This window comes from Roseicyclus sediminis, assembly GCF_025515305.1.
In the GTDB taxonomy this organism is placed as follows: domain Bacteria; phylum Pseudomonadota; class Alphaproteobacteria; order Rhodobacterales; family Rhodobacteraceae; genus Roseibacterium; species Roseibacterium sediminis.
On record NZ_JAOPHT010000012.1, the window covers coordinates 106,334 to 128,362 of the forward strand.

Annotated in this window: 21 protein-coding genes; 14 read left to right on the top strand and 7 right to left on the bottom strand. The window is 67.7% G+C overall.

What is annotated here, in order from left to right; genetic code table 11:
• Positions 1-8: 8 nt before the first annotated feature.
• The 11 genes from N8I71_RS15060 (at position 9) to N8I71_RS15110 (ending at position 10,646) form a co-directional block, all read left to right on the top strand.
• Positions 9-1,019: an NAD-dependent 4,6-dehydratase LegB gene (locus N8I71_RS15060; RefSeq protein ID WP_262878830.1), complete on the top strand. Its 1,011-nt coding sequence runs from the start codon at positions 9-11 to the stop codon at positions 1,017-1,019.
• A gap of 1 nt (position 1,020) precedes the next feature.
• The gene (locus tag N8I71_RS15065) at positions 1,021-2,205 is read left to right on the top strand and encodes a LegC family aminotransferase (RefSeq protein ID WP_262878831.1); all 1,185 of its coding nucleotides are present in this window, start codon (positions 1,021-1,023) and stop codon (positions 2,203-2,205) included.
• Positions 2,202-3,344, top strand: a complete 1,143-nt coding sequence (gene neuC, locus N8I71_RS15070; protein ID WP_262878832.1) for a UDP-N-acetylglucosamine 2-epimerase — start codon at positions 2,202-2,204, stop codon at positions 3,342-3,344. The genes N8I71_RS15065 and neuC overlap by 4 nt, the downstream gene beginning before the upstream one ends.
• Positions 3,341-4,420, top strand: a complete 1,080-nt coding sequence (neuB, locus tag N8I71_RS15075) for an N-acetylneuraminate synthase (RefSeq protein ID WP_262878833.1) — start codon at positions 3,341-3,343, stop codon at positions 4,418-4,420. The genes neuC and neuB overlap by 4 nt, the downstream gene beginning before the upstream one ends.
• Positions 4,417-5,070, top strand: a complete 654-nt coding sequence (locus tag N8I71_RS15080) for an acetyltransferase (RefSeq protein ID WP_262878834.1) — start codon at positions 4,417-4,419, stop codon at positions 5,068-5,070. The genes neuB and N8I71_RS15080 overlap by 4 nt, the downstream gene beginning before the upstream one ends.
• Positions 5,067-6,134 (top strand): nucleotidyltransferase family protein, encoded by a 1,068-nt coding sequence (locus N8I71_RS15085; protein WP_262878835.1) that lies wholly within the window; start codon positions 5,067-5,069, stop codon positions 6,132-6,134. Before N8I71_RS15080 ends, N8I71_RS15085 begins: the two co-directional genes overlap by 4 nt.
• Positions 6,131-6,859, top strand: coding sequence for an acylneuraminate cytidylyltransferase family protein (locus N8I71_RS15090; RefSeq protein ID WP_262878836.1), 729 nt, complete (start codon positions 6,131-6,133; stop codon positions 6,857-6,859). Before N8I71_RS15085 ends, N8I71_RS15090 begins: the two co-directional genes overlap by 4 nt.
• Positions 6,856-7,986 carry a hypothetical protein gene (locus N8I71_RS15095; RefSeq protein ID WP_262878837.1) on the top strand — a complete coding sequence of 377 codons (1,131 nt, stop codon included), beginning with the start codon at positions 6,856-6,858 and terminating at the stop codon, positions 7,984-7,986. The genes N8I71_RS15090 and N8I71_RS15095 overlap by 4 nt, the downstream gene beginning before the upstream one ends.
• Before the next feature lie 271 nt (positions 7,987-8,257).
• A complete protein-coding gene (locus N8I71_RS15100; protein WP_262878838.1) occupies positions 8,258-8,884 on the top strand; it encodes a TylF/MycF family methyltransferase in 627 nt (208 codons plus the stop codon).
• Positions 8,885-9,029: 145 nt separating this feature from the next.
• Complete coding sequence (locus N8I71_RS15105) at positions 9,030-9,734, top strand: FkbM family methyltransferase (RefSeq protein WP_262878839.1); 705 nt, start codon at positions 9,030-9,032, stop codon at positions 9,732-9,734.
• A gap of 66 nt (positions 9,735-9,800) precedes the next feature.
• Positions 9,801-10,646, top strand: a complete 846-nt coding sequence (locus N8I71_RS15110; RefSeq protein WP_262878840.1) for an FkbM family methyltransferase — start codon at positions 9,801-9,803, stop codon at positions 10,644-10,646.
• On the opposite strand, the gene N8I71_RS15115 is transcribed toward N8I71_RS15110, so the two are convergent.
• From N8I71_RS15115 to N8I71_RS15125, 3 genes are read right to left on the bottom strand one after another with little or no spacing between them, the layout of a single operon-like run.
• On the bottom strand, positions 10,628-11,680 hold the full coding sequence (locus tag N8I71_RS15115; protein WP_262878841.1) for a glycosyltransferase: 1,053 nt from the start codon (positions 11,678-11,680) through the stop codon (positions 10,628-10,630). The genes N8I71_RS15110 and N8I71_RS15115 overlap by 19 nt on opposite strands.
• Positions 11,677-12,720 carry a glycosyltransferase gene (locus N8I71_RS15120; protein WP_262878842.1) on the bottom strand — a complete coding sequence of 348 codons (1,044 nt, stop codon included), beginning with the start codon at positions 12,718-12,720 and terminating at the stop codon, positions 11,677-11,679. Before N8I71_RS15120 ends, N8I71_RS15115 begins: the two co-directional genes overlap by 4 nt.
• Positions 12,717-13,484 carry a glycosyltransferase family 25 protein gene (locus tag N8I71_RS15125; RefSeq protein WP_262878843.1) on the bottom strand — a complete coding sequence of 256 codons (768 nt, stop codon included), beginning with the start codon at positions 13,482-13,484 and terminating at the stop codon, positions 12,717-12,719. Before N8I71_RS15125 ends, N8I71_RS15120 begins: the two co-directional genes overlap by 4 nt.
• A 134-nt stretch (positions 13,485-13,618) precedes the next feature.
• Between N8I71_RS15125 and N8I71_RS15130 the strand changes: the two genes are divergently transcribed.
• Both N8I71_RS15130 and N8I71_RS15135 read left to right on the top strand, forming a co-directional pair.
• Complete coding sequence (locus N8I71_RS15130; RefSeq protein WP_262878844.1) at positions 13,619-14,431, top strand: glycosyltransferase family 25 protein; 813 nt, start codon at positions 13,619-13,621, stop codon at positions 14,429-14,431.
• A 90-nt stretch (positions 14,432-14,521) separates the two neighbouring features.
• Positions 14,522-15,604 (top strand): glycosyltransferase family 4 protein, encoded by a 1,083-nt coding sequence (locus tag N8I71_RS15135; protein ID WP_406676107.1) that lies wholly within the window; start codon positions 14,522-14,524, stop codon positions 15,602-15,604.
• 21 nt (positions 15,605-15,625) lie between these two features.
• On the opposite strand, the gene N8I71_RS15140 is transcribed toward N8I71_RS15135, so the two are convergent.
• The 4 genes from N8I71_RS15140 to hemE all read right to left on the bottom strand — a co-directional run bounded on the left by N8I71_RS15140 (position 15,626) and on the right by hemE (position 20,672).
• A complete protein-coding gene (locus tag N8I71_RS15140; RefSeq protein WP_262878846.1) occupies positions 15,626-16,237 on the bottom strand; it encodes a fused DSP-PTPase phosphatase/NAD kinase-like protein in 612 nt (203 codons plus the stop codon).
• 99 nt (positions 16,238-16,336) lie between these two features.
• Positions 16,337-18,115, bottom strand: coding sequence for an ABC transporter ATP-binding protein (locus tag N8I71_RS15145; protein ID WP_262878848.1), 1,779 nt, complete (start codon positions 18,113-18,115; stop codon positions 16,337-16,339).
• Positions 18,116-18,272: 157 nt separating this feature from the next.
• Complete coding sequence (locus N8I71_RS15150; RefSeq protein ID WP_262878849.1) at positions 18,273-19,451, bottom strand: NAD(P)/FAD-dependent oxidoreductase; 1,179 nt, start codon at positions 19,449-19,451, stop codon at positions 18,273-18,275.
• 174 nt (positions 19,452-19,625) lie between these two features.
• Positions 19,626-20,672: a uroporphyrinogen decarboxylase gene (gene hemE, locus N8I71_RS15155; protein WP_262878850.1), complete on the bottom strand. Its 1,047-nt coding sequence runs from the start codon at positions 20,670-20,672 to the stop codon at positions 19,626-19,628.
• Between the two features lie 106 nt (positions 20,673-20,778).
• On the opposite strand from hemE, the gene hemC reads away from it, so the two are divergent.
• The gene (hemC, locus tag N8I71_RS15160; protein WP_262878851.1) at positions 20,779-21,741 is read left to right on the top strand and encodes a hydroxymethylbilane synthase; all 963 of its coding nucleotides are present in this window, start codon (positions 20,779-20,781) and stop codon (positions 21,739-21,741) included.
• Positions 21,742-22,029 lie beyond the last annotated feature (288 nt).

The following is a 22,029-nucleotide window of genomic DNA, read 5'->3' on the forward strand; positions in this document are numbered from 1 at the left end:
TGGGCTTGATGAAACTCAGCGGCGCAAAGATCCTGGTCACCGGCGCGGACGGGTTCATCGGATCGCATCTGGTGGAGCATCTCGTCGAGACCGGCCACGATGTGCGTGCCCTGGTTCAGTACAATTCCTTCAATTCTTGGGGCTGGCTGGACGGCGCTCCGCCCGAGGTCCGCGATGCGATCGAAGTCGTCGCAAGCGATGTCCGCGATCCCCATGGCGTGGCGGATGCCGTGCAGGGATGCGCGGTGGTTCTGCACCTCGCCGCGCTGATCGCCATCCCCTACAGCTATCACGCGCCGGATGCCTACGTCGCCACCAACGTCACGGGTACCCTCAACGTCCTTCAGGCCTGCCGGCGACAGGGTGTCGAGCGCCTGGTGACCACCTCCACGTCCGAAGTCTACGGAAGCGCGGAATACGTGCCCATGGACGAGGCGCATCCGCTCAAGGGGCAGTCGCCCTATTCCGCGACGAAGATCGGGGCCGACCAGATGTCGCTGGCCTTTCACCGGTCCTTCGACGTGCCGGTGGCGGTGCTGCGGCCGTTCAACACATACGGACCCCGGCAATCGGCGCGCGCGGTCATCCCCACCATCATCGGCCAGGTCGCGAGCGGCGCGCGCACCATCAAGCTTGGTGCGCTTTCGCCGACCCGCGACTTCACCTTCGTCCGTGACACCGCGCGGGGCTTTGCCGCGATCGCGGCATGCGACGACGCGATCGGCGAGGTCGTCAACATCGGTTCGGGTTTCGAGATCTCCGTCGAAGACACGGCGGCGGCGATCGCAAGGGTCATGGGCGCCGAGATCGAGATCGTATGCGAAGCCGAACGCCTGCGGCCCGAAGCCAGCGAGGTCGACCGGCTGTTCGCCGACACGACGAAGGCAAGGCGTCTGTTCGGCTGGGAGCCGCGCTATGGCGGGCCGGAGGGGTTCGAGAGAGGTCTTGAGGAGACGGCACGCTGGTTCGAGGATCCTGCGAACCTCGCAGCCTACAAGATCGATCGTTACAACATCTGAAATGGCCATTGCTGTCACGCCCGCCGACCTTGTTGCCGACCTGACCGCCCGCGTCAGGGCGGCCATCGGCACGAGCGATCCCGTACCGCTGCACGCGCCCGAATTCGGACCTCGTGAGCGGGCGATGGTGACCGATTGCATCGATAGCGGCTGGGTTTCCTCGGTCGGCTCGCATGTCGATGCGTTCGAGGCGGCGGTTGCGGAGGCCTGCGGGACCGAGCACGCCGTCGCCACCGTGAACGGCACCAGCGCGCTGCAGATCGCCCTGATCGTTGCGGGCGTGCGGCCCGGTGACGAGGTCCTGGTGCCGGCCCTGTCCTTCGTGGCCACGGCGAATGCCGTTTGCCATGCCGGGGCGGTGCCGCATTTCCTCGATAGCAGCATCGAGACGCTGGGCCTGTGTCCGCTCGCACTCTCCGCACACCTGGCGCGCGTGGCCGAGCGAACGGGCAACGGGCTTGTCAATCGGAACACGGGACGGCGCCTCGCCGCCATCGTTCCCATGCATGTCTTCGGCCATCCGGTCGACATGGCGGCGCTGAACGCGGTCGCCGAGGACTACGGTCTCCCCGTCGTCGAGGACGCGGCCGAAGCGCTCGGCAGCCTCTATCACGACCGTCCATGCGGAAGCCTCGGCCAGATCGCGGCGCTGTCCTTCAACGGCAACAAGATCCTGACCACCGGTGGCGGAGGTGCCGTCATCACCTCGAACGGCGAATGGGCGCGCCGGGCCAGGCACCTCGTGACCACCGCGAAAAGGCCGCATCGCTGGGCCTTCGACCATGACGAGGTCGGCTATAACTATCGACTGCCCAACCTCAACGCCGCACTCGGCGTCGCGCAGATGGAGGCATTGCCGGATCGGCTCGCCCGCAAGCGGCGCCTCGCCGGCCAGTACACAAAGGCCTTCGAGGGTTGCACCGGCGCCACCGTCTTCGGCGAGCCCGCGCATTGCCGCTCGAACCACTGGCTCAACGCCCTCGTTCTGCAAGACGGGGCCGAGGTGCACCGCGACGCGATCCTCGACGGCCTGAACGAGGCGGGGCTGATGGTCCGCCCGGTCTGGAACCTGCTCAATCGCTTGCCGATGTTCGTCGATTGCCCGGCCGCGCCCCTGCCGGTCGCCAGCGATCTGGAACGGCGGATCGTGAACGTGCCCTCCTCGGCAAACCTGGCGCGGCCATGAAGGTGATGATGGTCACCGGAAGTCGCGCCGACTGGGGCCTGCTGAAGCCCGTGGCGCAGGCCATCGACGCCGCCGGGGACATGGCGCTGCATCTCGTCGCGACCGGGCAACACGCCATGGGCGACCAAGGGTCCCTTGCGGCGATCCGCGAGGATGGTTTCGAGCCTGTCGCCGTGATCGACCTGGCCCTCGACGCGCAGCCGGACGCCCTGTCGGCGGCCCGGGCAACGGGCCTCGCGAGCGTGGGGATCGCGGACGAGATCGCAAGGTCGTCCCCCGACCTGATGATGGTTCTTGGCGATCGCTATGAGATCCTCGGGGCCGCCAGCGCCGCGGTGGTCATGGGGTTGCCCATCGCGCATCTCTGCGGCGGTGACGTGACCGAAGGCGCCTTCGACGACGCCATTCGCCACGCGATCACCAAGCTGGCCAGCCTGCACTTCGTGACCACGGAAGCCGCCGCGCGCCGTGTGCGCCAGATGGGCGAGCAGCCGGATCGCGTGTTTCGGGTCGGCAGCACGGGTCTCGACACCATCGTGCAGACCGACATGATCCCGCGTGCCGAACTGGCGTCCGACCTGGGGCTCGACGCTGCGAAGGATTGGGCGCTGGTGGCGCTGCATCCCGAAACGCGGGGCATCGGCGCCGACGAGGCGGCCGAGATCGTCCTGCGGGCCATCGTGGACAAGCCCGACATGGCCTTCATTCTCACCGGCAGCAACGCGGATCCACAGGGCTACCTGATCGACGGGGCCTTCGAGGCCTTCGCCGAAAACCATGCGAATGCCGTGTTTCACCGGACCCTCGGGTCGCGGCGCTTCCTGTCCGCGCTCCGCCACGCGCGGCTCATGATCGGGAACTCGTCGGCCGGTCTCTACGAAGCGCCGTCACTCGGCGTCGCGACCATCGACATCGGCGACCGGCAGAAGGGCCGCGACGCGGCGACATCCGTCCTTCATTCCACCTTCGACGTGAATGACATCCGCCGATGCATGGAGGCCGGGCTTGCCATGAACCTGGAGACGGTCGAAAATCCGTATGGCGATGGGCAAAGCGCGGCGCGGGTCCTGTCGGTTCTGCGTACCGTCAGGCTGGGGCCTGATCTCCTGCGCAAGAGTTTCGTGGAGACCTTGCCATGACATGCCCTCCGGTCACGATCATCGCAGAGGTCGGCGTAAACCATAATGGCGATCCCGTCCTCGCGCGCGATCTCGTGCATGCCGCCGCCGATTGTGGTGCGGACTACGTGAAGTTCCAGACCTTCCGCGCGCGCGATCTGGTTGCCGCGCGTGCGCCCAAGGCCGCCTACCAGGACCGCGCCATCGGCGCGGATGCGGGGCAGCTGGAAATGCTTTCGGGCCTCGAACTTTCCCGCGAGGAGCATCTCGACCTTGTTTCGCTGTGCCGGGAACGCGGCATCGGTTTCCTGTCGTCGCCCTTCGATGTCGACAGTCTCGTGTTTCTGACGAGGGACCTTGCGCTCGACACGGTGAAGCTGGGGTCCGGCGAACTGAGCAACGGCCCGCTGATCCATCGGGCCGCGTCCACCGGGGCAAACCTGATCCTGTCGACCGGCATGGCATCGCTGTCCGATGTCGAGGCCGCACTCGGCGCCTTTGCGCATGGAGCGCTGGCTCCTGGAACCCAGCCCGGACGGCGCAGTTTCGCCCAGTTGCTCCTCGACCCGGAGGCGTGGAAGGTGCTGGAGGCGCGGGTGTCCCTTCTTCATTGCACCACGGATTACCCGGCGCCCGTGGCCTCCATCAATCTTCGCGCCATGGACACCCTGAGGCAGGCCTTCGGCCTGACAGTGGGCTATTCCGACCACACGGAAGGCGGTGCGATATCGGTCGCCGCCGTCGCGCGCGGCGCGCGGATCATCGAGAAGCACCTGACGCTGGACCGGGATCTTCCGGGGCCCGATCACCGCTCGAGCCTCGAACCCGGGCCCTTTGCCCGCATGGTGGCCGACATCCGCGATACCGAGGCGGCGCTTGGCAGCGCGCGCAAACAGCCATCCGCCGAGGAATGGGAGACCCGGCTGGCGGCAAGGAAAAGCCTGCTCGCGGCCCGCGATCTGCCGAAGGGTCATGTGTTGACGCCCGAGGACATCACGATCAAGCGTCCGGGTGGTGGACGCTCGCCGATGGAATACTGGGAGGCGATCGGGACGGTCCTGCCCCATGATCTGGCGTCCGAGGACTATATCCCATGACCATGGCGGGACTGGTCATGCTCGGCTGCGGTGGACATGCCCGCGTTGTTCTCGACGCCGCTGCCAGCGTCGGATCACAGGTGATCGGATGCATCGCGCCCACGGGCCCTGACGCCGCCTGGCCAGGCGACATCCCCTGGCTTGGCGGCGACGACCGCCTCGAAGACCTGGACCCGGCCGCCATACGGTTGCTGAATGGGCTGGGCTCCGCCGGGTCGACGGCCCGCCGGAGGCGGGTGTTCGATCACGCGGCATCCCTCGGCTTCCGGTTCGAAGGTCTCCGGCATCCCGCGGCATGGGTGAGTGGAAAGGCCGACATCGATGCCACCGCGCTCCTCATGGCCGGCTGCATCGTGCAATCCCATGCCACGATCGCGCAGAATGCACTGATAAACTCCGGGGCCCTCGTGGAGCATGATTGCGAGATCGGCGCCCATGCCCATGTGGCGTCCCGTGCTGCCCTTGCCGGTGGCGTGCGGGTCGGGGAGGGCGCACATGTCGGGCTGAACGCGTCGGTGCGGGAAGGTGTCCGGATCGGTGCAAATGCGGTGGTCGGCGCCGGCGCGGTGGTGATCGCCGACGTGGAAGAGGGCACGACGGTCGTGGGGTCGCCCGCCCGGTCCGTCAGAGACAGGAGCGTTTCTGAATGAAGGAGCGCATTCGACAACTCGTGATCTCGGAACAGGCGACCGTCCGGGACGCTCTCTTGGCCATCGACAGCGGAAGCCTGCAGATCGCGCTGGTGACCGATGCCGAGGATCGCCTGCTCTTCACGGTCACGGATGGCGACATCCGCCGTGCCCTTCTGGCCGGGATCGGGCCAGACAGCCCCGTGCTTGCGCTCGGGGGCAAGCCGCCGCGAACGATCGCCCCTGATGTCAGCGATTCCGAAGCCCGTCAGATCATGCGACAGCAGTCGCTCCACCATTTGCCGGTGGTCGATGCCGGCGGGCGGCTCCTTGACCTGATCTACGTCGACGACCTTTCCGGCTTGCGGCCCAACGACACGCGCGTCGTCCTGATGGCGGGCGGGCTGGGCACGCGACTGCGTCCGCTGACCGCACAAACTCCCAAGCCCATGCTCCGACTTGGCGACCGCCCGATCCTGGAGACGATCATCCGGTCCCTGTCGGATCAGGGTTTTTCCAATCTCACAATTTCGCTCAACTACCGCGGCGACCAGATCCGCGACCATTTCGGCGACGGTCGCCGCTTCGGTGTTGAAATCACCTATGTCGAGGAAAAGGAGCGCCTTGGAACGGCCGGTGCGCTGACGCTTCTGCCCGACCGCCCGCAACAGCCGTTCATCGTGATGAATGCGGACCTTCTGACCACGATCCGCTACGAAGCGCTCGTGAATTTCCACCGCGAACAGACGGCCAAGGCCACGGTTTGCGCGTGGGAGTACAGCCACCAGGTTCCCTATGGCGTGCTGCAGACCGATGACACGCGCCTCGTCGCGATCGAGGAGAAACCGACCCGCGTCGAGAGGGTCAGCGCGGGCATCTACGTGCTGTCGCCCGAGGTGCTGGACCTGCTCGATGGGCCCACGTACACGGACATGCCCGACCTGCTGCAACGGCTCATGAATGCCGGCGACCCGGTTTCCGTTTTCGCGATGCGCGAAACCTGGATCGACATCGGCCGCATCGAGGATCTCGAGCAGGCGCGCGCGCATGTCGAGAAGTCCGCCGGACCGGACAGCGATTCATGACCGGACGCATCGGGCTGATTTGCGCACGCGGCGGTTCCAAGGGCGTGCCGGGCAAGAACGTCCGACCCTTTCACGGGGTGCCGCTCATCGCCTGGAGCATCGCGCAACTGAAGGCATCCGGCGTCGTCGATGCCGTCGCGGTCAGCAGCGACAGCGCCGAAATCCTGAAGGCCGCGACGGACCACGGCTGCGATCTGGCCATCGAGCGTCCTGCGGACATGGCCACCGACGAGGCGGGGGTCGCCCCGGCGATCCTGCACGCGGTCGCGGAGGCGGAAGCGGCGCGAGCGACCACCTTCGCGACCATCGTCTACCTGCAGGCCACATCGCCGATCCGCCTGCCGCAAGATATCGCGGAGGCCGTCGCGCTTTTCGAGGCCACGGGTGCGCAAAGCGTGGTCAGTGCGGTCCGCACCGACGCGTCGCCCTATTTTTCGCTTCTCGAAGAGGCCGCCGACGGCACGGCGCATCTGAGCAAACCCTTGCCCGGCGGGGTCGCCCGGCGACAGGACGCTCCGGCGACCTTTCGGCTGAACGGGTCGATCTACATCCTGGACCGCGCGCGCTTCGCGGACATGCAGGTCCTGACGCCGACGACCCGGATCTACGAAATGCCCGAGGACCGATCCATCGACATTGACACGCCCTTCGACTGGGACCTCGCGGAGTTCGCCATGGGCCGCGCCCTTGCCCTTTATCCGGAGCTGCGGAGCGTGAAGCCATGACGGCCAATGGGAAACGGGCCGTGGTCTTCTGCAATGGCGTGCGGCAACGGATGATCGACGAAAGCGGCGGACTGGATGCCCTGTCCCCCATTTTCGACGTCTTCATCGACGTCAGTGCCTTCGCCAAGCCTTGGGAATACGAGCAGAGCTACGAGGACAGGGTGACGCCGGAGACCACCGTCTCCCTGCGCACGCCTGAAGAGGCCCACTCCTATTTCGCGGCCGAACGCTTCGACTATGTGCTTGTCGTGGGCCTGGAATGGTCGAAGGCGCGTGCCGAACTAGTCGCGTCCATCGGCGCGACTGCGCGCGCCTGGGGTATCCTCTTCGTACGCGGCGATCTGCGCGATCTGTTTCGCGGACGCCAATACGACGACCGGTGGTTCAACCTTCCGCGCCGCGCCTTGCGACGCAAACGGGCGCATCTGCCCAAGGGCATCCCGCCGGCGACGCACTACTTCAGCAACGAGACGAAAGGCTTCGAGTTTCCCGAGGTCGTGCCGGGCGTCACGCATACCGTTCCCGTCAATCACATCGATTGGCACTATCTCGCCCGTGCAGAGCCCGCCGAAGGCCCGCCCGCGCTGGTCTTCCTGGACCAGGCGGTCACGTTCACCTTTGCGGACGCGCCCAACAACCTGCATGCCGAACGCTTCTTCGACGCCGAGCTGCAGGCCGCACATCTGGACCTCGTCAACGACTACCTCCGCCGCCTGCGCGACCAGACCGGGTTGCCGGTGGTCGTCTGCCTGCATCCCAACTGGCCGAGCAGTGCGCCGTCGCCCTACGACGCGACCTTCACCAGCGTTCGCAAGCAGACGGTGAACTGGCTGATGAATTGCCGGCTGGCCGTCACCCACACCTCGATGGCGACGGGGTTCTGCCATCTGCTGAATGTGCCCACCGTCCTGCTGGACCTTCCGCGCAACCTGATGCCCGACGAGGTCTATTTCGACCTGCGGAAGAAGGCCAAGGCCGAGCGGCTGCCTGTGCATCGCTGGCCGGCGGCGCACCTGCCCACCGAACGGGTGCCGCCCGCGAACAACGCCCGCATCCGCAACTTCCTCGCCCCGGATGCGGCGGGGAGTAGCCTCCGCGAGGTATTGGAGGTAATCCTGCACACCTGATGCCGCAGCAGGAAAGTCGCATCCCGGGGCTTCCCGTGTGTCATGGCCTTCCCGGGCATCCGGAGTGCAACCGCGAGGCTTCATCCGGCCATCCGGTGCAGGCGAAAACGAGTGTCGGATCCTGCGTCACGCGACAGATCGCGAGTGCGCTGGGTTCCGGCAAGAAACGAGGCGCATTCGGCGCGGTTCCGCGCCGACACACGATGCGAGGTGCTGCTTGTCTTTCCTGAAACAGGTCGAACGACGCGTTCGCGACAAACTCAAGGGCCGTATGGCGCGCTATCGGGCCCGTCCGATCGGCCGGGATTTCGGGAAGATCTTTCAGATCTACGATGCCATACGCAGCGTCGAGACCGTCCCGGGCGCCTTCGTGGAATGCGGTGTCGGCCATGGTGTTTCGCTGGCCCACATGGCCTGGTTCAATCAGCAACTCGGGTTGGGGCGCGAAATCTGGGGCTTCGACTCCTTCCAGGGATTTCCCGAAGGATCCCCTGAGGATCGGGACGGGTTCGACCCCAGGGCGATGAAGGACTACGAACAGTTCACGGTCGACTGGGTGCGGCGCTACGTGTCCGAACGAACGAAATCCCCCGAATTGGCCGCGTCCATCCATTACGTCGAGGGGTTCTTTCCGGAAACTTTCGCGCAGTACGACGGTGCGCCGGTCGCCTTGCTGCATGTGGATGTCGACCTCTACCAGAGCTACGCGGACAGCCTCGACCACTTCTGGCCGCTCGTGGCACCCGGTGGGATCGCGGTCTTTGACGAATACGATGCGCACCGTGACCTCGAGAAATGGCCGGGTGCGAAAATCGCGATCGACGCGTTCCTCGAACGCGAGGGGCTTTCGCTGGAACGTCACTTCTCTGGATACACGATGGTGCGCAAACCTCGGTGACCGGCGTCGGATCGGCCTTTCCGGGGACGAACGGAGGCAGATCGCCCGGCGGCGGGCGCCTTTGCCCCGACGCCCGGCCGGTCACTCGCCTTGCCCGCCGGCCCGATCGCTTCTAGACACTCCGCGAAAGTATATGGGTGGGGCCTTGGCAAATCCTTTCCGAAACGTCTTCCTGAACTACCACCGGTTGCGGAACACGGCCTTCGTCTCGCTCGATGGCGTGCGTGTCCATTCCGCCGAAGGGCGCGTTCCGCGCGCGGTACGCAACGGTCTCTACAAGAAGACCTACGAGGACGCGGAGCGGCGCCTCTTGCAGCAGGTCGTTCGGCCGGGCGACCGCGTGCTGGAGATCGGGGCGGGCATTGGGGCTGTCGGCCTTCTGGCGGCGCGCATCACCGGTGGTCAGAACGTTCTGTCCTACGAGGCGAACCCGGACCTGGAGCCGGTCATCGAGGCGAATTACGCCCTGAACGAGACACATCCGACCCTTCGGATGAAGGCGATCACGACGGACGGGGCGCCGATCGTCTTCTACCGCGCGGACAACATACTCTCCTCGTCGGTGCATGAGAGGCGCGAGGCGCAGAACGCGATCACGGTCGAGAGCGACAGCCTCGCCGACGTGATCGCGGAGTTTTCGCCGGACGTGCTCGTCATGGATGTGGAAGGCGCGGAGACCGACCTTCTGAAGGACGCGCCGCTGGGTGGTATCCGCGCGATCGTGCTGGAAGTGCATCCTCATATCGTGGGGCAGGCCGCGATCGACGAGCTGAAATCCGGGCTTGCGTCGGCGGGCTTCCGCACGGATGCCGAGGACCGGTTGACGGTTCTGATGACCCGATCCGGCTAGGGCGTTTTGCGGGGCCTCGACCCCGCGTCGATCCCCACGCGATGGGTGAGGGACAAGGGGGTTCCGATGACCGCAGACGATCGTGCATTCTCGCCCGCCGAAACAGGCACCGTCGAGACCGCGCCCTGGGGCAGGTATCCGCCCGGGATGCTGCAGTCGGCCCTCATCGGCCTCGCGCGCCGCAGCTTCCTTCAGCGCGGCACCTTCCGCCATTGGACGACGAACCTCATCACGGCGCTCGGCTCGCCGCTCGATATCGAGTGGCGCGGGTGCCGCTACCGGATCGAGGGCAGGAACAACCTGATCGAATACGGGATGCTCCTGCGGCGCGACTACAACGGCGCCGAGATCGATTTTCTCCTGGGCGCGCTGGAGCCCGGCGGCGTCGCGCTCGATATCGGGTCCAACATCGGGCTTTACTCGCTGCCGATGGCGCGCGCCGTGGGATCGGAAGGGACCGTGGTCGCCATCGACGCCAACCCGGCCATGGCCGAGCGGCTGATGTTCAACGCCACGGCCTCGGGGCTCGAGAACATCCACATGGTCAACTGCGCGGTGGGTGGTGGCGAGGGCAAGGTCGACCTGCGCATCCGCAAGGACGACGTCGCCATCGTTCGGGTCGAGGAAAGCGACACCGGCACGATCCCGATGCGGACGCTGGCCTCGATCCTGCGCGATCTCGGTGTGACGCGGGTCGATGCGCTGAAGATCGATATCGAGGGGCACGAGGACGCGGCGCTGGTGCCGTTTCTCGACGAGGCGGAGGACGATGCGCTTCGGCCGTCCCGCATCTCGATCGAGCATCCGCGCTCGGGCGACGACTACAGCGGGTGCGCGGCGGCGTTCGAGCGCCACGGCTATGTGCGGGTCGGCCAGACGCGGTCGAACTCGCTCTACCGGCGGGGCGGCTGACCGCGCTTTTTCATGTCGAACAGCTCTTCGTAGGCGTCGACAACGGGCCCCTTCGCGAATTCCGCGTCAAGCCGCCTGCGCCCGGCTTCGGCCAGCCGCGCGCCCAGCCCGGCCTCGTCCCTGATGCGCGTGATCGCCGCCGCCATGCCTTCTGCATCGCCGATCTCGCACAGAAGCGCGTCCTCGTCCTCACGGATGAACCACGACGGCCCCTCGGACCGCGTCGAAACGGCCGGCACGCCGGTCTGCCACGCCTCGAGTATGACATTGCCCAGAGGTTCGTGCCGCGAGGGCATCGCGAAGACCGAGGCCGAGGCGATAATGTTCATCGGTTCCTCCACCCATCCGGTGAAGCGGGTCCGCGCGGCGATGCCCAGGCGTTCCACGAGCGCTTCGAGGGCTGCGCGTTCCTCTCCCTCGCCGATCAGCCAGAGCCATGCGCCCGGGATTTTCGCGGCCGCCTCGACCAGGGTCTCGAACCCCTTTCGACGCACGAAACGACCCGCCCCTGCGATGACGAAGGCGTCCTCAGGCGTTGTCATCCCGGCCCGCGACACGGGCGCCACGGTAACCTCGCGGGCGAAGTTCGAGATCACGCGCAATTCGCCCGTCCAGCCCAGCCTGCGGCATTTCTCGGCGATGCCAGGCGTATTCGCCACGATCGCGTCGTTGTGGCGGAAGTGGCGCAGGTGGCGCGGATAGTCGCCCAGCCGCGTGAGCTTCATCGCCGGCGCGTAATCCGGGATCAGCCGGGAGGAGCGCGACATCCACGCCATGATCACGTCCGGCTGCCAGCGGCGGATCATCCGGTGGGTCTGCCAGGTCAGGATCGGGGTCGTCAGCGACAGGCGCCGGTAGTGGTTTTCCGTGATCGGCCCGATGGCGGCGATCTCGTCACGCCAGATGCGTCCCGGCCGCACGATGAAGCGCTGCTCCATGCCGCGCTCGTCAAACGCCTGCACGAGGTTCACGAAGAACCGCTCGGCCCCGCCTTCCTTGCCGAAATGCATGTGGAGGATCTTGCGGCCGCTCATTCGCGGGCCTTTCCGAGCGCCTCGAAGGTCTCGAGGTAGAGGTCGATGACCGCCTTCTTCGAAAACCGCGCCTCGAGCGTGGCCTTGGCATTGCCGACCAGTGTCTCGCGCAGGGCCGTGTCGCCCCGCAGCCGCGCGATCGCCGCGGCCATCGCGGCGGGCTCGTCGATCGGAACGAGAAGCGCGTCCTTGCCGTCCGTGGCGAACCAGTTCGGCCCGTCCGTCCGGGTCGCGACGCTTGGGATGTCGCAGTGCCAGGCCTCGATCAGGACGTTGCCGAGCGGCTCCTCGCGCGAGGGCATGACGAATACGTCGGCCCCGGCGATCAGGTTCATCGGCTCCGCCTGCCATCCGGCGAAGCGCACGCGCCCGGCGATCCCGAGTTGGGCCGCAAGCGTTTCGAGCTCGTCCCGATCCTCGCCGTCCCCGGCGAGCCAGAGCCAGGCATCGGGCAGGGTCGCCACGGCCCGCAACAGCGTGTCATAGCCCTTGATGTAGGTGAACCGCCCGGCCGAGCCGATGACGAAGGCATCTGGCGGTGTCCCCATCTCGGCGCGCGAGACCGGTATGGGCGATACCGGCCGTGCGAAATTCGAGATCACCGGCATCGCGCCTTTCCACCCGATGGCATGGGTGTGGTGCGCGATGGAAGGATTGTTGCAGATGACCGCGTCGAGGTGCCGGAAGTGGCTTACGTGGCGCGGGTAGTCGCCGAGGCGCACGACCTTCACCGTGTCGCGCAGATCTGGGATGAGACGCGCCGCGGGCGCCCGCCACGCCATCGCGACGTCGGGCCGAAAATCTCGCATCGCCCGCCGCATCCGCCGGAGGGCCAGCATAGACCCCGGCGTGCGGCGCATGAAGGTGCCTTCGTGGATTTCCCCCAGCCCCTCGATCTCCTGTCGCCAGGCGCGTCCGGGCCGGATCGCGAAGGCCTGCTCGATGCCGCGTTCGGCGAAGGCCTGCGCCAGCGTCACGAAGAACCGCTCGGTTCCGCCCTCGCGCCCCATCTGGACGTGGAAGATCCGCCGGATCGTCATGCGCGGGGACCGCGGAGCCTGTGGCCGACAAGCTTCAGGTTGTAGCCCGCCTGGTAGCGCAGGCGCGCCCACATGCTCTGCCAGGCGGGGCGTGCATCCGCGCGGGCGGCGCGCTTGCGCGTGTCGCCCACGGTTCCCGTTACGGTCTCCTGCGCGCCGAGCGAAAGGGGCTGCGGGTCGACGATGCGGATATCGAGGCCGGCCTCCCAGAAGAACTTGTGATCCTCGTCGACCGGCCGGAAGAACGGGACCGAGGACGTCGCGAGGCGTTCGGCGGCGGATCTCGTGATCACGTAGCCGAGGGTGGTGCTGGGGACGCGGTAGGGCGTCCCGAGGGCGAGACCCGGCGCGATCTGCCGTGGCGCGATGATGCGTCCGGGCGACCGGATCGAATAGAGCTTCACGATGTCCCAGTCGTCGGTCGCCGAATCCCGCGACAATGCCGCGAGCGTACCCGACAGGTCGCCCGTGACGCGAAAATCGTCCTCGAGAACGAGGGCGCCTGGGGCGTCGCCCTCCGCGATGCGTTCCCAGACGCGCACATGGCTGAGGTAGCAGCCGATCTCGGGGCGCACCAAGGGGTGCTTGGCCAGCCGCGCGTTGCGCTTGGCGTCGTAGACCTCCGCGATCGTCTCCTCGGGCAGGGCCCAGCCGTTGACCGCGTCGAGCCGGGTCCACTCGATCCCCTGCGCCGCAAGCTCCCGCCGTGCGTTCTCCAGCCGCTCGGTATTGTCGGCGAGGTTGATGACGTAGGTAGGCCACATGGGGCGCGCCGATCTCCACGGGACATGGCGCGGGCGGTATAGGCCCGCCACCGTCGCGCCACAAGACACGCGCGACCTTGAGATCGGGCGGGCATTCGTGAAACAAGCGCGGCATCGAACCCCGGAACGCCCCAATGCCGCAAGCCATCCCCGTCTACGTGATCAACCTCGACCGGCGTCCGGACCGGCTGGAGCGGATCGCGCAACACCTGGAAGAGCGCGGCGTGACCTGGGAACGAGTGTCGGGCTGCGACGGTGCCTCGGCTTCCGAGGCGGACCTCTCGCAGATCATCGAGCGGCGCGGACCGCTCGGGCCCCTCGGCGTCGGCGACCGCGCCTGCACCGTCAGCCATGCGCTGGCATGGGAACGGTTCCTCGAAGGCGCCGCCAGTCACGCGCTGTTTCTCGAGGATGACATCTATCTCGGCGCCGATCTGGCCGAGACACTTGCGGCGACGGACTGGATCCCGGCTGGCGCGGACGCGGTCAAGCTCGAGAAATACAATTCAGGGTCCTCCCGGCTCCTGCTCGGGCCCGTGGTCGGGCAGACGCCCGGCGGGCGCGACCTCAGGCGGATGCGGTCGCGCCACGTGGGCGGAGGGGCCTACATCCTGTCGCGCCGCGGGGCGGAACTCGCGCTGGGCTGGCGCGGGCGGATGCGCGTGCCGGTCGACCACTTCCTCTTCAACGACACGCTGTCGCCGGTGATGGCTGCGCTGAGCCCGGTGATCACGGTCCCCGGCATGGCGACGCAACGCAAATACGCCTATGACAGCGACACGGCCTCTCACAACCGCGCGGCCATGCCCAAGGGCTTGCGGCGTCGGTTGCTGACGCTTCAGCGGGGCGCCTTCGAGTTGCGGCGTTTGCCGATGCAACTGCTGGAGCTTGCCACGGGACGCGCCTCGCTGGTCGACGTGGCCTTCGCCGAAACCCCGCCCGGCTGACGCCCGGCGCGCCAGAGAGTACCGAGGCCGATGCCCGACAGTTCCCCCTCCGGCCAGGACAGGACCGACGCGCGGCAAGCCGCCGCGACGATCCCGCGACCGCCGCTGGCCGAGATCGAGGTGATCGTCCCGAACTTCAAGCGGCGGCTCTCCGGCGTCACGGCGACCATCGCCCGGCTCGTGCCGATCCAGGCCGGGCGGATATCGCTCGCCACGCTGGGTCCCGGCCTTCCGTCCGGGTTTCCGTCGCTGGGGTTTCTCGGGCTCCTCCGCATGCCCGGGACGCGTCCGGAGGGCGGGCCGCGCGTCTGGCATGCCCGGCGCAACACGGAAATGATCGGCGGCCTTTTCGCAAAGCACATCCTGCGAAAGCGCCTTCGGCTCGTCTTCACGTCCGCGTCTCAGCGCGAGCATACCTGGCTCACGCGGTGGCTGATCGGGCGCATGGACGCGGTGATCGCTACGTCGGGCCGGACCGCGGAGTATCTCGAACGTCCCGCGACGGTGATCCTGCACGGGATCGACACCGCAAGGTTCCGGCCGGCCTCCGCGGAGGAGAAGACCTCGCTGCGCCGGGGCCTCGGGCTGCCCGCAGACGGACCGATCGTCGGCTGCTATGGCCGGATCCGGGCCCAGAAGGGCACGGATGTCTTCGTGGACGCGATGGCGCGGCTCATTCCCGAGAGGCCCGGCCTGACCGCCATCGTCATGGGCCGGTCCACCTCGCGCCACGAGGAGTTCGAGCGTTCGCTGCGCGAGAGGGTGGAAAAGGCCGGGCTTTCCGATCGCATCCTCTTTCTCCCCGAAGTCACCGTCGACGCGATGGCCGACTGGTACCGGGTGCTCGACCTGTTCATCGCGCCGCAACGCTGGGAGGGGTTCGGACTGACCCCTCTGGAGGCGATGTCGTGCGGGGTGCCGGTCGTCGCCACGACGGTCGGCGCATTTCCCGAGCTCGTCGTGGAGGGCGAGACAGGGGCACTGGTGCCGCCCGGGGATGTCGATGCCATGACGGGGGCCGCGGCCGGGTTCCTCGACGATGCGGCGCGGCGTGCCGGGGCCGCGGATGCCGCGCGTCGGCACATGCTGGACGGGTTCCGCATCGAGGACGAAGCCGAAGCCATCATCGCGGTCTACAGGTCCCTGCTCGGCGGGCAGGTTCGCAACGGCTGAAGGCTCGCGGGTCTTCCGCGCTCAGCTCTTCGATGCCAGTTGCACGGCATCGTAGCTTTCGCGCAGCCAGTCCTCGAAGGTCACGCCGCTCCGCTCATTGGTTTGCGCATAGGCATCCAGGATCCGGTGGACCGCGCCCGCCCGCCCGAAGGACAGGTGTCCGTAGCTCCAGTGCAGGCTCTTGCGCGCGGTCTCCAGCGGTTCACCCTTGATCACGTGCCGGTAGAGCGTGACGGCAAGCCCGGTCCGGTCCGCCCCGGACTTGCAATGCACGAGCATCGGCTTCGGCATCTCCCGAAACAGGTCCAGCAGTTCCAAAAGGGTCTCGCGCTGCGGAAGCTTGCCGGTCCGAAGGCGGATGAAGCGAAGCTCCAGGCCCAGTTCCTCGCAGGCCGCCTGCTCGCGACGGTTGGGCGAGGCGTCGGGATCTCCGCGAAGCGACAGGACCGACTTGATCCCGAGGTCCCGGGCCTGCTTCAGGCGCCGGTAGCCCGGGTGGTTGGAGCGGTAGAGATCGGCATCGACCTTGTAGAAGTTCGGGATCACGGCGCGCAGAAGGGCATGGTCCGCGACCCAGTAGCGGTAGGTCGGCCACCACCACGCCTCCCGTGCCTTGCGCCGCAATCTCTCCACGTCCGGTCCCTGCCGAAGTTGGTCCCTGGCCGCCGGCCATCCGTGCGCCCACCCTGTCCCGAAGGATTGCGGCGGCTTACACGCGGGAAGCCCGTGCGTCTAGTTCAGCGCCCCCTGAAGGGCATGCATCCTCGCATAGGCCCCGCCGAGCCCAAGAAGCGTCTGGTGGGTGCCTTCCTCGACCACGCGGCCCGCCTCCATCACCACGATCTTGTCCGCCGCGCGGATCGTCGAAAGCCGGTGCGCGATCACCAGTGTCGTGCGTCCCTGAGACAGTCTGTCGAGCGCCTCCTGAACCAGCTGTTCCGACCTGGTGTCGAGCGCTGAGGTCGGCTCGTCCAGCAGCAGGACGGGGGCCGATTTCAGCATGGCGCGCGCGATCGTGACCCTCTGCCGCTGCCCTCCCGACAGGGCCGAGCCCCTGGGGCCGACGGGCGTGTCGAGCCCGAGGGGAAAATGGTCCGCGAATTCCAGCACCGAGGCATTTCGCGCCGCCTCGCGCACCTCCTCCTCGGTGGCGTCGAGGCGACCCATCCTGATGTTGGCGGCGATGGTCTCGTCGAAAAGCGCGCTTTCCTGGCTGACCACGGCGATGCCGTCGCGCAGCGCCTCGATCTCGATCTGCTCGACGGGCGTGCCGCCAATCGAGATGGTGCCCGAATTCGCGTCCGAAAGCCGCGTCAGAAGCGTGAAGACAGTCGTCTTGCCCGCGCCGGAGGGCCCGACCAGCGCGGTGGTGCGGCCCGCCTCGGCCAGGAACGATAGCCCCTGCAGGACCGGCGCATCCTCGTATCCGAACCCGACGTCGTCGAAGCGGATGTCGCCGGTGGCCATCGGCTTCGCCTGCGCGGCCTGAAGGACGGTCGGTTTCATGTCGAACACCGCATAGATCCGCTCGACCGAGGCAAGGCTCGCCTGGATCTGGCCCGCGACGTTCGACAGACGCCGGAGCGGTTCGAACATCAGCCCGAGCGCGGTGAAGAACGACATGAACTGGCCGATCGTCTTCTCGCCCGAGATGATCTGCTGCCCGCCGAACCAGAGCACGGCGATGAACCCCGCCGCGGCCAGCAGGTCCATCGTGGCAGGGTTCGCGGCGAGTCCCGCCTGCGCCCGCAGCGACGGCCGCAGATAGCCCTTCAGCTCGCGTTCGAAGCGCGCGTCCTCGGACTTTTCCAGACGGTTGAGTTTGATCGTCTGGATGCCGTGAAAGATCTCGTCGAGCCGCGTGGACAGGCGCGCCGCGGCGGCGCGGGACTGAAGCGACGTGGCGCGGATCAGCCGGTGCAGCAGGTAGAGCGGCACCACCAGCAGCGGGATGCCGATCAGCGCCGTGAGCGTCCATTGCCAGTCGGTGGCGAGCATCACCACCAGAAGCGAGATCAGGGTGATCGAATCCCGGCCCAGCGACATCAGCGCGGTCGTCGCCAGCGACTGCAGCGCCGCCGCATCGCCGCGCACCCGTTCCAGCAGCGATCCCGGCGGATTGTCCTGGAAGAAACGCTGGTCGAGGGTCAGCATGTGGCGCAGAAGCAGCGCCTGAAGCCGCGTGGTGACCTTGAGGCCGACGGACACGACGATCAGCCGCTGCGTGAAACTGGCCACGCCGCGCAGGACGAACAGGCCGGCGATCAGCCCGCCGATCATGACCACCCCGTCGAAAGACCCGTTCTCGAAAAGCCCGTCGAAGAGCGGCCGCACGAGCCAGGCGAAGGCGCCGAGCGCCGCGCCCTCGACCGCCATGAACGCCACTGCGATCAGGAGCACCGGAACATGCATGCGCACATGCTCGCGCCAGACGCGGCGCAAGAGGTCGCCCTGCGCCGAAGCCGAGCCTGCGCCCTCGCGGGGAGTATCGAGCGATTGCCGCGCGCTCATCGGTGCGCGCGCCCCGGCTGCGGGCGCCGTCCGGTCAGGCGGGAAATGGACAGGGGGAGGTGCAAGGCGTCTCCGGCGATGGCCGCATGCGTTGCGCAGGTGCTACGACATGCGGCCCCGCCAGACAAGCCGCAGGGGCTCAGGCGCGCCGGTGCCGTCAGGGGGCGGCGTCCTCGACGGCCCGGAAATCGCAGCCATACCCCTCGTCCGCGAGGTCGCCGCCTGTGGCGACAAGCGCGCCGAGCCGTCCGAGTTCGTCCGCGCATTTCGCACCCGCGCCGTTCCCCCCGGCAAGCAGGGTGAGCCCCGGCGCGATCCGCGCGACGTAGGGCTTGCCGGTCGTGGTGAACGCGACCGCGCAGGCCCCGGTGAAACTGCGCTCCATCGGCAGACCCGGCATGACCCTCCCCAGCGCGGCCAGAAGCTCCCGTCCGGCCCCGGCACTTCCGCTGCCCCGGAACCAGCGTGTCATGTCCGGCTTGGTGCGGAGACGCGGGCTGTCATCCTCGCCGCCGATCTTTACCAGCCACCTTCCGTCCGGGTAACGGATCGGCGGCAGAAGGTAGAGGTCGTGCGCCTGCTCCTCGGGCACGAAGATCAGGGTGGGCATGCCGGCCAACGCAGCGGCCTCCCGCTGCGCCAGCTCAACGAACGCGATGGTGCGGGCATAGACCTCCATCGCCGGGCGGAACGGCAGGAGCGCGTCCATCCCCGCATAGGCGCCGGTGGCGACGACAACCTCGCCCGCATCGACCGCTTCGCCCGATCCAAGGGTGATCCGACCGTCCCGGCGCGCGACCGCGACATCGGGGAGGACCCGTGCTCCGGCGGCGATGGCCAGCGTCTCCTCGGCCCTCCGCATGGCGCGAGGATCAATCCATCCGCCCGCGGGGTCCCACGCCGCACGGGTGCCCGGTGCGAAACGGAACATCGGGAACCGCGCCGCAAGCGCTGCTCCCTCGAGCCGGTCATGGGCGATGCCTTCCGTCCCCGCCACGCCGAGAAAGGCGTCGCCGAACGCCGCGCCCGGACCTGCGGAGGGTGCGGCCATCATGCCGCCGACCGGGTGATAGAAGCCGATCCCCGATCGCGCCTCGATATCGCCGTAGCGCGCGATGGACCGCGCCGAGAGCCGCGCCCAGTCCGCGTCGTGGGCGAGGATGCGCGTGATTCGGCCCGCGTCGTGATGGCTGGCGAACGGACCCTCGAAAAGGGCGGGGTCGGCCGGTTCCTCCGGCCCGATCAGGACGACGGAATGACCCGCTTCGGCCAGGTGCCGGGCGCAGGCGGTGCCCATGAGGCCCCGTCCCACCACGGCGAAGTCCGGCCTCGTCACCGCGGTTCCCGGAGAAATGACGTCACGCCATGGCGCGATGCCGTGCCATGCGTATTTTTTGGAAAGATGAAGGCAGGAGCATCAACAGGGGCGACGTATCCGCATCGCCGCACCCGGCCCTTCATCTTTCCGAAAATACGCATTGCGACGCCGGTCACCCGCACTCTCGTCGGGTCAGCCCCGGATCGTCTCCAGCAGCAGGTGCACGTTGTCGGGGTCCGCCTCGGGCGTGATGCCGTGGCCGAGGTTGAAGATGTGCGGCCCGTGCTTCAGCGCGTCGACAATGCGGCGCGTCTCGTCGACGAGGGCCTGCCCGCCGGTGACCATGTGCCTGGGGTCGAGGTTGCCTTGCACGCAGCTGTCGGGCTGCAGGTTTTCGGCGGCCCACACGGGGTCCACCTTGGTGTCGATGGCGAGCCCGTCCGCGCCGACCGCCTTCGCGAACCCGACATAGGCCTCGCCGGCTTCGCGCGGGAAGGCGATGACCGGCAGACCCGGGTGCCGGCGCTTGAGTTCGGCCGTGATCCGTTTCGCGGGTTCCAGTGCGAAGGTGCGGAAGGCGTCGCCCTTCAGCGAGCCGGCCCAGCTGTCGAAGATCTTCACGACTTCGGCCCCGGCCTGCACCTGCATGTCGAGATACTCGATCGTGGCCTCGGTCAGCAGGTCGATCAGCGCGCCGAACGTCGCGGGGTCTTCCATGCGAAGCTTGTGCGCAGGCCCCTGGTCCGGCGTGCCGCGCCCTGCGATCATGTATGTCGCCACCGTCCAGGGCGCGCCGGCGAAGCCGATCAGCGTGGTTTCCTGCGGCAATTCGCGCGACAGGATGCGTACCGTCTCGTAGACCGGTGCGAGGTGGTCGTGGATGTCGTCCTTGCCCTTCAGGTTCGCCAGCCCCTCGGGCCCGGTGATCGTGGACAGCCGCGGCCCCTCGCCGGTGACGAACCACAGGTCCGCCCCGAGCGCGTCGGGGATCAGGAGGATGTCGGCAAACAGGATCGCCGCGTCGAAGCCGTAGCGCCTGATCGGTTGCAGCGTGACCTCGGCGGCAAGCTCGGAATTGTAGCAAAGCGACAGGAAATCCCCGGCCTCGGCCCGCGTCGCGCGGTATTCCGGAAGGTAGCGCCCGGCCTGCCGCATGAGCCAGACGGGCGGCACCTCCATCGCCTCGCCGGCGAGCGAACGCAGTAGTTTCTTCTGGCCGGTCGGGGGCGCGTCAAACATGGGAATTGTCCTTCGGTCGTTTGCCGGACAGGAATTGTCCGTGCCCGCGAGTCTGTCAACCCGAAGGCGATTGTCAAGTAAAGTTGACAGGTATAGAAGGAAGCCCATGACGACCGACCTGCCCACCCCCGCCAAACCGCTTCGCATCGGAACCCGCGGCTCGCCGCTCGCCCTCGCGCAGGCGCACGAGACGCGCGCGCGCCTGATGGCGGCCTTCGACCTGCCCGAGGCGGCTTTCGAGATCGTGGTGATCAAGACCACGGGCGACGACCGCAGCCTGATCGACGCCGATGTCGCGCTCAAGACGCTGGGCGGAAAGGGTCTCTTCACCAAGGAGATCGAGGAGGACATGCTGTCGGGGCGTATCGACATCGCCGTGCACTCGATGAAGGACATGCCGACGTTCCAGCCGCCGGGCCTCATGCTCGACTGCTACCTCCCGCGGGAGGACGTGCGCGACGCCTTCGTGTCACTCGGGCATGACAGTCTCGCGGCCCTGCCCGAAGGCGCGCGCGTCGGCACATCGTCGCTCCGTCGCCGGGCGCAGCTCAAGGCGCGGCGGCCCGATCTCGAGGTGGTGGAGTTCCGCGGCAACGTGCAGACGCGGATGAAAAAGCTCGGGGACGGGGTGGCGGACGCGACCTTCCTCGCCATGGCGGGGCTGCGGCGCCTGGGCATGACCGACGTCGTGAAATCGGCCATCGCGCCCGAGGATGTTCTGCCGGCCGTGGCGCAGGGCGCCATCGGGATCGAACGGCGCACCGACGACTCCCGCGCCGCCGCGATGCTGGAGGCGATCCACCATGGCCCGACCGGACAGCGGCTGGCCGCCGAACGCGCGTTTCTCGCGGGTCTCGACGGGTCCTGCGAGACGCCGATCGCGGGGCTGGCGGAACTCGATGGCGGGACGCTCAGGCTCCGTGGCGAGATCCTGCGCCCCGACGGGTCGGAAGTGCTGAACGACGACCGCAGCGCGCCGGTCGAGGATGGCGCGAAACTCGGCGCGGAGATGGCGAAAGGCCTGCGCGCACGCGCGGGCGAGGGGTTCTTCGACTGGATCGCGGCCTGACGTGACGGCACCTCTGGCGGGGAATTCGCGCAGGGCGCGGCCGGCACCGGTGCGGCCCCTGCCATTGCCCCATTGATGCCCCGGCCATGCCCATGGGCCGCCCTGCCTCTGCCTTGTCGTATACCTACCCCCGTGGCATGGTCCGACCGGGTCGCAGCAGCCGGTCCGACGTCACGATCCAGAGCCCTTGCAAATGCATGTAGAACAGACCGGGATACCCGGCCTTCTTGTCCTGACGCCCGCCCGTTTCGGTGATGCCCGCGGGTTCTTCTCGGAAACCTGGAACCG